The sequence below is a fragment of the Streptomyces sp. NBC_01176 genome, assembly GCF_045039825.1.
Taxonomy (GTDB): domain Bacteria; phylum Actinomycetota; class Actinomycetes; order Streptomycetales; family Streptomycetaceae; genus Streptomyces.
On record NZ_CP108600.1, the window covers coordinates 7,159,164 to 7,172,759 of the forward strand.

Genomic DNA, 13,596 nt, shown 5'->3' on the forward strand with positions numbered 1-13,596 from the left:
GGCGCCCGCTCGGTGATCGACGCCCACGTCGCGACCGGCGGCCGGCCCTGGGCCGGCGCGCGGTGACCGGTGGTCATTCGGTGACGGCCGAGACGGCCAGGCGGGGCACCGGCCGGGTCTCCGGCAGCAGCGCGAAGCACCCCAGACTGAGCAGCGCGACCCCCGTCAGATACGCGGCCACGCCCCAGGGGACCCGCTCTCCGTCGGCCACCGCCGTCGCCACGATCGGCGTGAGCGCGCCCCCGAGGACCCCGCCCAGGTTGTAGCCCACCGCCGCGCCCGTGCAGCGCACCCGAGGCTCGTACAACTCGGGAAGATAAGCGGCGATCACGGCGAACATCGTGATGAAGGTGAGCAGCGCGACCAGGAACCCGAGGAACATCAGCAGCGGTTCGCCGGTCGACAGCAGCGCGATCATCGGGAACATCCACAGCGCGGCCCCCGTGCACCCGGCCAGACACAGCGGCCGCCGTCCGTACCGGTCGCCGAGCAGCGCGACCACGGGGGTCAGGGAGCCCTTCACCACCACGGCGGCCATGATGCAGGCCAGCATGACGGTACGGCTCACACCGAGCCGCTCGACACCGTAGGCGAGCGCCCAGGTCGTCACCGCGTAGAAGACCGCGTAGCCGACCGCGAGCCCGCCGGCCGTCAGCAGCACCAGACGCCAGTGGTCGCGCACCACCTCGACGATCGGCGCGCGCGCGTGGTCCCGCACCTCAAGGAACCGCGGACTCTCCGGCAGCGAGCCGCGCAGCCACAGCCCCGCCGCCGCGAGCACACCCGAGGCCCAGAACGGCACCCGCCACCCCCACTCGGCGAACTGCGCGTCGGACAGTGCCGCCGAGAGCACCAGCATCACACCGTTGGCCAGCACGAACCCCAGTGAGGGACCCATCTGCGGGAAGCTGGACCACAGCCCGCGGCGCTCGGCGGGCGCGTGCTCTGCGGTCAGCAGGACCGCCCCGCCCCACTCCCCGCCGAGCCCGAGCCCCTGCAGGAACCGCAGCACGAGAAGGAGCGCGGGAGCGGCCGCGCCGAGGGTGTCGTACGTCGGTACGCAGCCGACCGCGACCGTCGCCGCGCCGGTCAGCAGCAGCGAGGCGACGAGCACCGGCCGCCGCCCGCGCCGGTCCCCGATGTGCCCGAACAGCACCGAGCCGAGAGGGCGCGCGACGAATCCGACGCCGAACGTCGCGAAGGCCGCGAGCGTCCCGGCCAGCGGCGAGAAGGTGGGGAAGAACAGTGGCCCGAGGACGAGCGCGGCAGCGGTCCCGTAGACGAAGAAGTCGTAGAACTCGATGGCCGTCCCGACGAGCGAGGCGGCCGCGAGCCTGAGCATGGAGGGCGCCCTTACGGTGCGTACGTCGTGCATGCCGCGTCAACTACCCACGGTGACCAACGGTTACGGGGGGCGTGCGGGAGTGCGGGGTGTGCCGGCAGGTGCCGGTGATGCGCCGGGCGCGGGTCCGCCGACACGGATCGCTCCCTCCAGGGGGATGACCGTCGGGCCAGGGGGATGACCGGTCGGGGATCGTCTGCCCCGGGTCCACTCCGCAGTCGATCGTGAGGCCGGGAGCGTAGTCACCAAGGAGGCGTACGGACGGTCACGGACGCGTCGCACCGTGATAGACCGGGTCCGAGCAGCGGTCCTTGAAGGGCCGGCAGACCTGGAAGGACCGGAGGAACCGTGCCCCGCACCCTCGCCACCGCCCCGATCATGATTCTCAACGGGCCGAATCTGAATCTTCTGGGGCAGCGGCAGCCGGAGATCTACGGTTCCGACACGCTCGCCGATGTCGAGGCCCTGTGCGCCGAGGCGGCGGCCGCGCACGGCGGCACGGTGGACTTCCGCCAGTCCAACCACGAGGGCGAACTGGTCGACTGGATCCACGAGGCGCGGCTGAACCACGCCGGGATCGTGATCAACCCGGCCGCCTACTCGCACACGTCCGTCGCGATCCTGGACGCGCTCAACACCTGTGACGGTCTGCCGGTGGTGGAGGTCCACATCTCCAACATCCACCAGCGCGAGGAGTTCCGGCACCACTCGTACGTGTCCCTGCGAGCCGACGGGGTCATCGCCGGATGCGGTGTGCAGGGGTACGCGTTCGCGGTGGAGCGGGTCGCGGCGCTCGCGGGAACGGGGAAGACGGAGGCCTGACCGGCGGAGGCGCGGTTCAGAGCCGTCCCGCCTCCACGATCCGGCGCAGGAACCGCCGGGTGCGTTCCTCGCGCGGGTTCCCGAAGACCGCCTCGGCCGTGCCGTGTTCGAGGACCACACCGCCGTCCAGGAAGCACACCTGGTCGGCCACCTCGCGGGCGAAACCCATCTCGTGGGTGGCCAGCACCATGGTCATGCCCTCGTCCTTCAGGTCCCGGACGACGGCCAGGACCTCGCCGACGAGCTCCGGGTCGAGGGCGGCGGTGATCTCGTCGAGCAGCAGCAGCCGGGGACGCACGGCCAACGCGCGGACGATCGCGGCCCGTTGCTGCTGGCCGCCGCTGAGCCGGTCGGGGTACTCGCCGGCCTTGGCGCCTAGGCCGAGCCGGTCGAGCAGTTCCCGGGCGTGCGCCTCCGCCTCGGCGCGGCTCGCGCCGTGCACACGGCGCGGTGCGAGCGTGATGTTCTCCAGGACCGTCATGTGCGGAAAGAGGTTGTACGCCTGGAAGACCACACCGATACGGCGGCGTACGGCGTCCTGGTCGGCCCGCGGGTGGGTGATCTCCTCGTCGTCGAGCCAGATCGCGCCGTCGTCGATCTCCTCCAGGAGGTTCGCGCAGCGCAGCAGGGTCGACTTGCCCGAGCCGGAGGCGCCGATCAGCGCGGTCACCGTGTGCGGGGCGACGTCCAGGTCGACGTCGCGCAGCACCACCGTCTCGCCGAAGGTCTTGCGGACGGACTCCATCCGCAGCACCGGAGTGCCGGTCGTCACCGGAGTGTCGCTCATATGGCCCCTCCTTGCGCCCGCCGACGGTCCATCCGGGCCGTGACCCAGTCCGTGAAGCGGGTCATCGGGATGGTCAGTGCGACGAAGACCAGTCCCGCGACGATGTACGGCGTGTAGTTGAGACTGCGGCCCACGATGATGTCCGCGGCGCGCACCGCGTCGACCGCGCCGCCGATCGACACGAGCCCGGTGTCCTTCTGGAGGGAGACCAGGTCGTTGAGGAGCGGCGGCACCTGGCGGCGTACGGCCTGGGGGAGGACGACGTACCGCAGGGCCTGCCGGTTGGTGAGACCGAGCGAGCGGGCCGCCGCGCGCTGCGAGGGATGGACGGACTCGATGCCGGCCCGGAACACCTCGGCGACGTAGGCCGAGTAGGTCAGGGTGAGCGCCGTGCCGCCGAGCAGCACCGGGTCCACGGTGACTCCCTGCAACCGCAGCGCGGGGACGCCCAGGACCACGATCATCAGGTTGATGATCAGCGGGAGTCCGCGGAAGAAGTCCGTGTACGCGGCGGCGAGCGCGCGCACCGGGAAGAACACCGGGCCGCGCAGGGTGCGGGCGACGGCGATCAGCATCCCCAGGACGAGCACGGCGACTCCGCAGACCAGGAGCAGCCGGACGTTGAGCCAGAGGCCCTCCAGGACCTTGGGGAACGCCTCGCGCGCGTACCGGCCGTTGAAGAACGTCTCCTGGGTGCGCTGCCAGCCGGGCGCGCTGACGACGACGAGAGAGAGGGCGGCGCCGGTCACGAGGGTGGAGAGCGCGGCGATCGCCGTCGCGCGGCGGGCCCGGGCCCGCTTGTAGCGCTCCCGTTCGATGCGTCGCCGTGACGGAACGTACGCCCCGGACAGGTCTTCCTGGCCTGGGTCCTCTCCCGGGCTTTCTCCCGACTCCTCCTTCGTGACGGTCACTTGAGCACCGGAGCGTCGACGGCCTCGGACAGCCACTGCTTCTCGATCGAGGCGAGCGTGCCGTCCTCGCGCAGCGCGTCCACGGCCTTCGTCACGCACGGGGTGAGCGCGCTGCCCTTGTCGAGGACGAGCCCGAACTGCTCGGGCGTGCCACCGGTGTTCTCGAACTGCCCGACGATCTTCGCGTCCGTCACCTCGGCGGCGGTGATGTAGAAGGCGGTCGGCAGATCGACCACGATGGCGTCGACCTGACCGTTCTTCAGCGCGGACTTGGCCTGGTCGTTCTTGGCGTAGGCGGCGGGCTGCCGGTCCGGCTTCACCACGTCGTCGATGTAGTTCAGGCTGGTGGTGCCGACCTGGGCGCCGAGTTTCACGCCCTTGAGGTCCGCGAGGCTCTTCGCCCCGGCCGCCTTGGAGCCCTTGAGCGCGATGACGGCCTGGCGGACGTCGTAGTAGCCGGACGAGAAGTCCACGGCCTTCTTGCGCTCGGCACTGATCGACACCTGGTTGATGTCGAAGTCGAAGGTCTTCTCACCGGGCGCGAAGGCCTTGTTGAAGGGGACGGTCTGCCAGACGACCTTGGACCTGTCGTAGCCGAGCTGCTTCGCCACGGCGTACGCGACCGCCGACTCGAAGCCCTTGCCGTTGGCGGGCTTGTCGTCCTTGAACCACGGCTCGTACGCGGGTTCGTCGGTCGCGACCGTCAGTTCGCCGGACGTCCGGGTGCCCAACGCGCCCTTCGCGCAGGTCTCTCCGGCTTTCCCGGTCTTCCCGGAAGCCTTGTCGGAGGCCGGGTTCTCCGGCTGCGGGGCACAGCCCACGGCGACGGCGAGCAGGGCGACGGTGGCGGTGGACGCGGCGCGGCGCAGAGCGCGTTGGGCGAGAGGCATGGCGGGAGAGTGGCAGTGCACCATGCCGTCTGTCGAGGTCACAGCGGTAATTGTCCGCATAGTGGGAACGTGTGTTGCAGTCCCGTGAACGCTCGCGAGAAGCCTGGCCGATCGGCCTCGGCGGGGGCTTCGCCGGGGCCGCCGGCCGAGCGTGGGGATCGACGGCCGGCGGCCCGTTCCACCACAGGAGCCGTCATCCTGTGCGGGGCTGCTTCCAGTGGACTGCACCACTGCGCACGCCGGGAGCGCGCGCGGGGCGCCGACGCGTGCATCCGATTCACACGGGGCGCGCGCTCGGCTGTTTCACGCCCCCGGCCGGGTTCCGCCGGACGGCCCGCGATCACCAGCCGCGCGCGTGCCACTCCGGCAGGTGCGGGCGCTCGGCGCCCAGGGTCGTGTCGTTGCCGTGCCCCGGGTAGACCCAGGTCTCGTCCGGCAGAGGGCCGAAGATCTTCGTCTCCACGTCATGGAGGAGGCTGGCGAACGCCTTCGGGTCCTTGTGGGTGTTGCCCACACCACCCGGGAACAGGCAGTCCCCCGTGAAGACATGTGGGTGCCCGTGCGGGTCGTCGTAGACGAGGGCGATCGAACCCGGTGTGTGTCCCACCAGGTGACGCGCGGTGAGCTCCACACGCCCCACCCGGATCGTGTCGCCGTCGTCCACGAGGACGTCGGTGGGCACCGGGATTCCCTCCGCGTCGTCCCGGCCCGCGTAGGTGCGGGCGCCGGTGGCCGCCACGACCGCGTCGAGCGCCTGCCAGTGGTCGCCGTGCCGGTGGGTGGTGACGACGGACGCGATGCCGTCGTCACCGATCAGCGTGAGAAGTGCCGCGGCGTCGTTGGCGGCGTCGATCAGCAACTGCTCGTCGGTGGCCCGGCAGCGCAGCAGATAAGCGTTGTTGTCCATCGGGCCGACCGCGACCTTGGAGATCATCAGGTTCTGCAGCTCGTGCACTTCGGCGGGTCCGCCGACCTTCACCGCTCCGCTGTACGTCATGGCGGCCAGCCTATAGCGGGGGAGCGGGCCCGAGGTCCGTCCTGGCCTACAGGGCCGGGAGCGTCGGCAGCGTTCCGCCCTCGATGCGCAGCGCGGACCCGTCACGGCGGCCGGAGAGCCAGCCGAGCAGGTCGGCGGCCGGACCGCGCAGGGCGACCGGGCCGCCCACCGCGCCGCCGCCGGTCGTCCAGACCTGCCCCTCGTCGGCGGCCAGCCCGGTCGAGGGCACGTCCTTGTGGCCGCCGAACCGCTCCGCGAGGAAGTCGATCTCCCGCGTCACGAACTCCGCGGGCAGATCCTCCAGCTCGTACCCGATCCCGAGGTCGACGTGGTGCAGCGCGACCTCGACCCATCGCCGGAACGGCACCCGGGCCGCGGTGTCGGTGACCCCGTTGCGCAGTTCCACCGTGCGCGACCAGTCCGCGGGTACGGCCCCGGTCTCCTGGAAACGGGCCGCGCTCTCGCGGAGGTCCGCGAGCTGTACGTCCAGGGGGCGCGGGGCGTCCCGCTCGATGTCGGCGTCCCGGGCGTCCCCGGAGACGTACATGGGGCGGCCGACGAGGACGTTCACCAGTGCGTCCGCGTTGCGGGCGAGGTGGGCGAGCACATGGCCACGGTTCCAGCCGGGCAGCCGTGACGGCTCGGTCACGGAGGCGTTGTCCAGTTCGGTGGCTGCGTTGAGCAGCCGTTCGGTCGCGTCACGTACAGACGCCAGGTCGCGCACATGATCAATCATGACGCCGACCCTAGCCCCGCCACACGTTCGGGTGAAGGTGGTCGCCCGCCCCCGCAAATCGAATGCACGTGCTATAAGCTCGGGCGCGGCGTCGGGCATGCTTGAGAGTCCGGGATTGTTGTGAACCAGAGAAAGCAACCGGCGCTGTCAGTGGCTCCCCCTAGTCTGAAAACGACGGGGGCCCCGCCCCTGTCACTTCTCTCAAGAAAGGTGCGGACCGGCGTGGCCGACCGTCTCATCGTCCGTGGAGCGCGCGAGCACAATCTGAAGAATGTCTCGCTCGACCTCCCGCGCGACTCGCTCATCGTCTTCACGGGCCTGTCGGGGTCGGGCAAGTCCTCGCTGGCCTTCGACACGATCTTCGCCGAGGGTCAGCGGCGCTACGTCGAGTCGCTCTCGTCGTACGCCCGGCAGTTCCTCGGCCAGATGGACAAGCCGGACGTCGACTTCATCGAGGGCCTCTCGCCGGCGGTATCCATCGACCAGAAGTCGACCTCGCGCAACCCGCGCTCGACGGTCGGCACCATCACCGAGGTCTACGACTACCTGCGCCTGCTCTTCGCGCGCATCGGCAAGCCGCACTGCCCCGAGTGCGGCCGCCCGATCACGCGGCAGTCGCCGCAGGCCATCGTCGACAGGGTCCTGGAGCTGCCCGAGGGGAGCCGCTTCCAGGTGCTCTCGCCGCTGGTGCGTGAGCGCAAGGGCGAGTTCGTCGACCTCTTCGCCGACCTCCAGACCAAGGGGTACAGCAGGGCCAGGGTCGACGGTGAGACGATCCAGCTCACCGAGCCGCCCACGCTGAAGAAGCAGGAGAAGCACACCATCGAGGTGGTCATCGACCGCCTCACGGTCAAGGACACCGCCAAGCGCCGCCTCACCGACTCCGTGGAGACCGCGCTCGGGCTCTCCGGTGGCATGGTCGTGCTCGACTTCGTCGACCTCCCGCAGGACGACCCCGAGCGCGAGCGCATGTACTCGGAGCACCTGTACTGCCCCTACGACGACCTCTCCTTCGAGGAGCTGGAGCCCCGCTCCTTCTCCTTCAACTCGCCCTTCGGCGCCTGCCCCGAGTGCACCGGCATCGGCACGCGCATGGAGGTCGACCCCGAGCTGATCGTCCCCGACGAGGACAAGTCGCTCGACGAGGGAGCCATCCACCCCTGGTCGCACGGACACACGAAGGACTACTTCGGACGGCTCGTCGGAGCCCTCGCGGACGCGTTGGGATTCCGGACCGACATCCCCTTCGCCGGTCTCCCGCAGCGCGCCAGGAAGGCCCTGCTGTACGGCCACAAGACGCAGATCGAAGTGCGGTACCGCAACAGGTACGGCCGCGAGCGCGTCTACACCACGCCCTTCGAAGGAGCCGTCCCCTTCGTCAAGCGGCGGCACAGCGAGGCCGAGAGCGACGCCAGCCGTGAGCGCTTCGAGGGCTACATGCGCGAGGTGCCCTGTCCCACCTGTGAGGGCACGCGCCTCAAGCCCCTCATCCTCGCGGTCACCGTCATGGAGAAGTCGATCGCCGAGGTCTCCGCGATGTCGATCAGCGACTGCGCGGACTTCCTGGGCGAGCTGAGGCTGGACGCCCGCGACAAGAAGATCGCCGAGCGGGTCCTGAAGGAGGTCAACGAACGGCTGCGCTTCCTGGTCGACGTGGGCCTCGACTACCTCTCGCTCAACCGCGCGGCCGGCACCCTCTCCGGTGGCGAGGCCCAGCGCATCCGCCTGGCCACCCAGATCGGCTCCGGACTCGTCGGTGTCCTGTACGTCCTCGACGAGCCCTCCATCGGCCTGCACCAGCGCGACAACCACCGCCTGATCGAGACCCTCGTCCGACTGCGGGACATGGGCAACACACTCATCGTCGTCGAGCACGACGAGGACACCATCAAGGTCGCCGACTGGGTCGTCGACATCGGCCCCGGCGCGGGCGAGCACGGCGGCAAGGTCGTGCACAGCGGCCCCTTGAAGGAGCTGCTCGCCAACACCGAGTCGATGACCGGCCAGTACCTGGCGGGCAAGAGGCAGATCCCGCTTCCCGACATCCGCCGCCCCGCCGACCCGGGCCGCAGCCTCACAGTGCATGGCGCCCGGGAGAACAACCTGCAGGACATCGACGTGTCCTTCCCCCTGGGGGTGCTCACGGCCGTCACGGGTGTCTCGGGTTCCGGCAAGTCCACGCTGGTGAACGACATCCTGTACACGCATCTGGCGCGCGAGCTCAACGGCGCCAGGAGCGTTCCCGGGCGGCACACCCGCGTGGAGGGCGACGACCTCGTCGACAAGGTCGTGCACGTCGACCAGTCGCCGATCGGCCGCACCCCCCGCTCGAACCCGGCGACCTACACCGGGGTCTTCGACCACGTCCGCAGGCTCTTCGCCGAGACGACCGAGGCGAAGGTACGGGGCTATCTGCCCGGCCGCTTCTCCTTCAACGTCAAGGGCGGCCGCTGCGAGAACTGCTCGGGCGACGGCACGATCAAGATCGAGATGAACTTCCTGCCGGACGTGTACGTCCCCTGCGAGGTCTGCCACGGGGCGCGGTACAACCGGGAGACCCTGGAGGTCCACTACAAGGGCAAGTCCATCTCCGAGGTCCTGGACATGCCGATCGAGGAGGCCCTCGACTTCTTCGAGGCCGTCCCCGCCATCAACCGCCACCTCAGGACGCTCAACGACGTCGGTCTCGGCTACGTCCGGCTCGGCCAGTCCGCGCCGACGCTGTCCGGCGGCGAGGCCCAGCGCGTCAAGCTCGCGAGCGAGCTGCAGAAGCGCTCCACGGGACGCACGGTGTACGTGCTGGACGAGCCGACCACCGGTCTGCACTTCGAGGACATCAGCAAGCTCATCACGGTGCTGTCCGGCCTGGTCGACAAGGGCAACACCGTCATCGTGATCGAGCACAACCTCGATGTCATCAAGACCGCCGACTGGGTCGTCGACATGGGCCCCGAAGGTGGCAACGGCGGCGGTCTCGTCGTCGCCGAGGGCACACCCGAGGAGGTCGCCGGGGTTCCGACCAGCCACACGGGCAAGTTCCTCCGCGAGATCCTGGGCGCCGACCGGATCAGTGACGGCGCCGCCGTGAAGGCCCCCCGTAGGACGGCGGCCAAGAAGGCGGTGGCGGCCAAGTCGACGACCAGGAAGACGACCACCAAGGCCGTCAACAACACGGCCACGAAGAAGGCGGCCGCGGCCACGAAGAACACGGCCACGAAGAGCACGGCGGCCAAGAAGGCGGCACCCGCGAAGAAGACCACGCGGGCGCGCAAGGCCTGACACGACGGCAGCAGGACGGCAGAAAACGGTGCCCCGCGGGAACTCCCCGCGGGGCCCGCGCATTTGGCGCCGGTCCGCTGCCGGTCCGCTGCCGGTCCGCTGCCGGTCCGCTGCCCGTCCGGTTCCGAAAAGGGACTTGGAGAGCAGAGGGACCCGGAGAGCTCAGGGGGCGTCGAGTTCGGCGGCGTACGGCGGTTCCGCGCCCGCGCGTGAGCAGGTGATCGCCGCCGCGCGGGCCGCGAACCGCAGCAGCTCGGTCCAGTCCTCGGCGTTCAGGTCCGCCAGGGCGGCGGGAGTGAGCGCGTCCCGTGCGGCCAGGCCGTGCAACAGGGCCGCGTTCACCGTGTCGCCGGCGCCGATGGTGTCCACGACCTCTACCGGTTCACCAGGCACGGAGTGGATCGCGCCGTCCCGGGTGAACACCGTCAGACCCTCGCCGCCCCGGGTGATCACGACGGCCGCGGGACCGGACGCCAGCCACTCGTGCGGGGTGCCGCCCAGCCACCGTGCGTCCTCCTCGGAGAGCTTGAGGAGCGCCACGGAAGGCAGCCAGCTCTTGAAGCGGGCGCGGTAGGCGTCCGCGTCGGGGATCAGCCCCGCCCGGACGTTCGGGTCGAGCGCGGTGAACACACCCCGCGCTGCCGCGGTCCGCAGCAGTTCCTCGTAGGCACTCGCGCCGGGCTCCAGGACGAGGGAGACGGTGCCGAAGGACACCGCCCGCACGGCGTCGGGAAGCCGGTCCGGTGCGGTGAACAGACGGTCCGCCGTGCCCTCGACGTAGAAGGAGTAGGCGGCCGACCCGTCGGCGTCGACGGTGGCGACCGCCAGCGTCGTCGGCTCCGCGCCGCGCTGTACGGAGGACACGTCGACGCCCGCCTCGCGCAGTCCGCCCAGCAGGGCCTCGCCGAAGGCGTCGTTCGAGACCCGGGAGCAGAAGACGGTGGGGGAGCCGAGGCGGCCCAGTGCCACCGCGGTGTTGTAGGGACCGCCCCCTCGCGCGGGCCGCAGGTGCACGAGCGCGCCCGCGCCCTGCGGCACCAGGTCGATCAGGGCCTCACCGGCGACGACGATCACGACAGGGATCCTTTCGCGTGGCTCTCGGGAATCTCGGGGCGGAGGGTCTCGGCGCAGCCGCACGAGCCGCGGTGCACGAAGGCGCACGGGAGCCGGACCGTCCGGCCGGGCAGCTCCGGCGCGGCCAGCCGTTCCAGGAGCAGCCGGACGGCCTGCGCCCCGATCTCCTTGCTGGGCTGGGAGATCGCCGTCAGCCGGGGCGCGAACAGGTCCGCCCAGGCGAAGTCGTCGAAGCAGCACAGCGCCAGGTCGTCCGGTACGGACAGACCGCGCTCGCGCAGGGCGCGCAGCGCGCCGATGGTCATCGCGTTGTTCGCGGTGACGAGAGCGGTGGGCGGTGCGCCGAGGGAGAGCAGGGCTCCGGTGGCGCGCTCGGCCGCCTGCGTCACGGAGTCGCCGTGTGCCACGAGCCGTTCGTCGTACGGGAGCCCGGCCCCCGCGAGGCCGTGGCGGTAGCCGGAGATCCGCTCGGTGGTGGTGCTCAGGCCGGGCAGTCCGGCGACGAGCCCGATGCGCCGGTGGCCCCGCTCGGCGAGATGGGCGACCAGTTGCGCCATGGGGGCGGCGTTCTCGGTGCAGACCTGGTCGAAGGCGAAGGAGTGGCCGGCCGGGGCCTCGACGAGGCGGTCCAGGAAGACGGTGGGGACCTGGTGCCGGCCGAGGTAGCGCAGCAGCGCGTCGGGGTCCGCCGAGGGTGCGACGATCAGCCCGTCGACCCGTCGCTCGTGCAGCAGCTGGACGACCTTCCGCTCGTGCCGGGGGTCGTCGTGCGGGTCGGCGAGGAGCAGGCCGTAGCCCTGTTCCAGGGCGCCCGCTTCGACGCCTTGGAGGATGTCCGTGAAGTACGGGTTGCTGATCGCCGACACCGCGAGGCCGATGGACCGGGTGCGCGAGGTGACCAGTGAACGCGCCAGGGCGTTGGGGGTGTAGCCGAGCGCGTCGATGGCGTCCAGGACGGCCTGACGTGTGTGGGGCAGCACCGGGCGCGTGTCGTTGAGGACGTGGGAGACGGTCGCCACGGACACTCCCGCGTGCGCCGCCACGTCGACCATCGTCGCCATCGCCCAGCCCTTCCCCGCCGTGGCCCTTCCCCGCCGTGGCCCTTCCCGGGCCGGAACCTATCGCACGCGACGGTCGGCGTAAACGATTGCGCAAACGTTTACGTCCCCGAGAGCGCCCGTCTCCCGCCCCGCTCGGGAGTGACCGGGGCGTGCCGGTATCGTCGAGGCGCAGCCAGCCCCGACCAGTGGAGACGCCATGCCCGGCCGCCGTACCGTCCTGCGAGGAGCGGCGCTCGCGCCCGTCGCCGGGATCGCCCTCACCGCCTGCTCCGGCAGCGGCGGCGGAACACCGGCGACGCCGACCGCGCCCGTCGACCTGGGCGCCGAGAGCGAGATCGCCGAGGGCGGCGCCAAGCTGTACCGGGACCGGAACGTCGTGGTCAGCCGCGCCGGGAACGGCTCCCTCAGGGCCTTCAGCACGATCTGCACGCACGCCGGCTGCGCCATCGACAAGCTCCAGGGAACGACGCTCGTCTGCCCGTGCCACGGCAGCGAGTTCGACGCGGCGACGGGCAAGGTGCTGCGGGAGCCGGCCACCGAACCGCTGAAGGAACTGCCCGTGGAGGCGAAGGGCGGGAAGATCGTCGCGGGTCCCGGCGCCTGATCAATGCGGACGCGGGGACCGGATCACTCCCAGTCCCAGCCGATCCCCACGATGCCCGACCGCACCCGCGGCTCGACGAGGTGCACCGAGCGGTGGTGCCCGCTCAGCGGCAGCTCCTGGCGGCCACTGCGCGGTGCCGCGGCCGAGTGCTGGGTGAAGCGGTGGCAGCGCACCGGCAGCGCCTCCTCGGCGAACCCCACCTGGAGGGCGTACTGCCCGCCCGCGAAGCTGAACCCGCGCACGTACTCGCTGGACGCGCCCGCCGTGCCGTCCTCGAAGGCGTAGCGGAAGAGGAACGTGTCGCCCGCGCGCAGCCGTGTGTCGAAGAGCAGCTCGGCCACCAGCACCCCCGTGTCGCGGTGCCATCGCACGCGGCCCGTACGGCAGTTCTCCAGAGCGCGGACCCTCGTACGGTCAGGAGCGCAACCCGGATCCCCATGGTGGATGGCCACATAGCGGTCCACCCCGTCTCTGTGGGCGCGGACTATGTGCTGCGACTCGCGTGCGAGGAGCTCGCGATGTGCGCCGATCCGTACGCGCTCGTGGTGGCCGATCGTGTGCAGTCCGCCGTCGAGCGTCGACTCCAGCTCGGCCAGCAGTTCCTCCAGAACGCCGGAGGCCTCCACCAGGGAGCGGTACGAGCGGCCCCCGGGGCGCTGGGGCTCGGAGCGTTCGTCGGCCTTGGTGAGAAGCCGGATCAGGGACTCGTCGGGGAGCTGGAGGATCTCCTCCAGGGCACGAACGGCCCGCAGCGACTCGGGGCGCTGCGGGCGCCGCGCCCCCTGCTGCCAGTAGCTCAGGCTGGTCACCCCGACCTTCACCCCGTACCGCGACAGATGGTGCTGGACGCGCTGCAGGGGCAGGCCGCGTGCGGTGATCGCGGCGCGCAGCGCGATATGGAAGGGGCCGCCCGCGAGGGCCGTCTCCAGTTCCGCCGTGGCGACGTCCGCGTGCTGTGTGCCGTGCCGCATGCAGGGGCCTTTCTGTGGAGTTCACAACGGCTGGTCAGACCGTCGCGCGAGGGTTCCCGGGGACACCCGGCCGGCGCATGGGTCCGGTTCACACGCGCCTGTCGCCGTCCTCGCCCCCGAGT

The 13,596-nt window shown here is 71.0% G+C and carries 12 protein-coding genes; 3 read left to right on the forward strand and 9 right to left on the reverse strand.

Features of this window, described 5'->3' with window-relative positions; genetic code table 11:
- Positions 1 to 73: 73 nt before the first annotated feature.
- A complete protein-coding gene (locus OG199_RS30985) occupies positions 74 to 1,342 on the reverse strand; it encodes an MFS transporter (protein ID WP_401798491.1) in 1,269 nt (422 codons plus the stop codon).
- A gap of 348 nt (positions 1,343 to 1,690) precedes the next feature.
- Here OG199_RS30985 and aroQ point away from each other — a divergent pair, with 348 nt between their 5' ends.
- A complete protein-coding gene (gene aroQ / locus OG199_RS30990; protein WP_405832251.1) occupies positions 1,691 to 2,164 on the forward strand; it encodes a type II 3-dehydroquinate dehydratase in 474 nt (157 codons plus the stop codon).
- 16 nt (positions 2,165 to 2,180) lie between these two features.
- Here the strand turns inward: aroQ and OG199_RS30995 are convergent, their stop codons facing one another.
- The 5 genes from OG199_RS30995 to OG199_RS31015 form a co-directional block, all read right to left on the reverse strand.
- Positions 2,181 to 2,951 carry an amino acid ABC transporter ATP-binding protein gene (locus OG199_RS30995; protein ID WP_405832253.1) on the reverse strand — a complete coding sequence of 257 codons (771 nt, stop codon included), beginning with the start codon at positions 2,949 to 2,951 and terminating at the stop codon, positions 2,181 to 2,183.
- Positions 2,948 to 3,862 carry an amino acid ABC transporter permease gene (locus tag OG199_RS31000; RefSeq protein WP_401798489.1) on the reverse strand — a complete coding sequence of 305 codons (915 nt, stop codon included), beginning with the start codon at positions 3,860 to 3,862 and terminating at the stop codon, positions 2,948 to 2,950. Before OG199_RS31000 ends, OG199_RS30995 begins: the two co-directional genes overlap by 4 nt.
- Positions 3,859 to 4,752, reverse strand: coding sequence for an ABC transporter substrate-binding protein (locus OG199_RS31005; protein WP_356800155.1), 894 nt, complete (start codon positions 4,750 to 4,752; stop codon positions 3,859 to 3,861). The genes OG199_RS31000 and OG199_RS31005 overlap by 4 nt, the downstream gene beginning before the upstream one ends.
- Before the next feature lie 340 nt (positions 4,753 to 5,092).
- Positions 5,093 to 5,749 carry an MBL fold metallo-hydrolase gene (locus OG199_RS31010; RefSeq protein ID WP_405832255.1) on the reverse strand — a complete coding sequence of 219 codons (657 nt, stop codon included), beginning with the start codon at positions 5,747 to 5,749 and terminating at the stop codon, positions 5,093 to 5,095.
- A 46-nt stretch (positions 5,750 to 5,795) separates the two neighbouring features.
- Positions 5,796 to 6,485, reverse strand: a complete 690-nt coding sequence (locus tag OG199_RS31015; RefSeq protein ID WP_401798486.1) for a maleylpyruvate isomerase family mycothiol-dependent enzyme — start codon at positions 6,483 to 6,485, stop codon at positions 5,796 to 5,798.
- 222 nt (positions 6,486 to 6,707) lie between these two features.
- On the opposite strand from OG199_RS31015, the gene uvrA reads away from it, so the two are divergent.
- Positions 6,708 to 9,764, forward strand: coding sequence for an excinuclease ABC subunit UvrA (gene uvrA, locus OG199_RS31020; RefSeq protein ID WP_356800136.1), 3,057 nt, complete (start codon positions 6,708 to 6,710; stop codon positions 9,762 to 9,764).
- Between the two features lie 162 nt (positions 9,765 to 9,926).
- Here uvrA and OG199_RS31025 read toward each other — a convergent pair whose 3' ends face one another.
- Both OG199_RS31025 and OG199_RS31030 read right to left on the reverse strand, forming a co-directional pair.
- Entirely contained in the window at positions 9,927 to 10,838 is a 912-nt protein-coding gene (locus OG199_RS31025) for a carbohydrate kinase (RefSeq protein ID WP_356800138.1), read from the reverse strand.
- A complete protein-coding gene (locus OG199_RS31030; RefSeq protein ID WP_405832258.1) occupies positions 10,835 to 11,899 on the reverse strand; it encodes a LacI family DNA-binding transcriptional regulator in 1,065 nt (354 codons plus the stop codon). Before OG199_RS31030 ends, OG199_RS31025 begins: the two co-directional genes overlap by 4 nt.
- Positions 11,900 to 12,095: 196 nt before the next feature.
- Between OG199_RS31030 and OG199_RS31035 the strand changes: the two genes are divergently transcribed.
- Positions 12,096 to 12,503 carry a Rieske (2Fe-2S) protein gene (locus OG199_RS31035; protein WP_356800142.1) on the forward strand — a complete coding sequence of 136 codons (408 nt, stop codon included), beginning with the start codon at positions 12,096 to 12,098 and terminating at the stop codon, positions 12,501 to 12,503.
- Positions 12,504 to 12,526: 23 nt separating this feature from the next.
- On the opposite strand, the gene OG199_RS31040 is transcribed toward OG199_RS31035, so the two are convergent.
- A complete protein-coding gene (locus tag OG199_RS31040; protein WP_356800144.1) occupies positions 12,527 to 13,474 on the reverse strand; it encodes a hypothetical protein in 948 nt (315 codons plus the stop codon).
- Positions 13,475 to 13,596 lie beyond the last annotated feature (122 nt).

Bases quoted from the DNA above. Each gene is read 5' to 3' on its own strand.
- OG199_RS31035 (WP_356800142.1), top strand. From the start codon at position 12,096: ATGCCCGGCCGCCGTACCGTCCTGCGAGGAGCGGCGCTCGCGCCCGTC.
- OG199_RS31015 (WP_401798486.1), bottom strand. From the start codon at position 6,485: ATGATTGATCATGTGCGCGACCTGGCGTCTGTACGTGACGCGACCGAA.
- OG199_RS31040 (WP_356800144.1), bottom strand. From the start codon at position 13,474: ATGCGGCACGGCACACAGCACGCGGACGTCGCCACGGCGGAACTGGAG.
- OG199_RS31005 (WP_356800155.1), bottom strand. From the start codon at position 4,752: ATGCCTCTCGCCCAACGCGCTCTGCGCCGCGCCGCGTCCACCGCCACC.
- OG199_RS30995 (WP_405832253.1), bottom strand. From the start codon at position 2,951: ATGAGCGACACTCCGGTGACGACCGGCACTCCGGTGCTGCGGATGGAG.
- OG199_RS31010 (WP_405832255.1), bottom strand. From the start codon at position 5,749: ATGACGTACAGCGGAGCGGTGAAGGTCGGCGGACCCGCCGAAGTGCAC.
- OG199_RS31030 (WP_405832258.1), bottom strand. From the start codon at position 11,899: ATGGCGACGATGGTCGACGTGGCGGCGCACGCGGGAGTGTCCGTGGCG.
- OG199_RS30985 (WP_401798491.1), bottom strand. From the start codon at position 1,342: ATGCTCAGGCTCGCGGCCGCCTCGCTCGTCGGGACGGCCATCGAGTTC.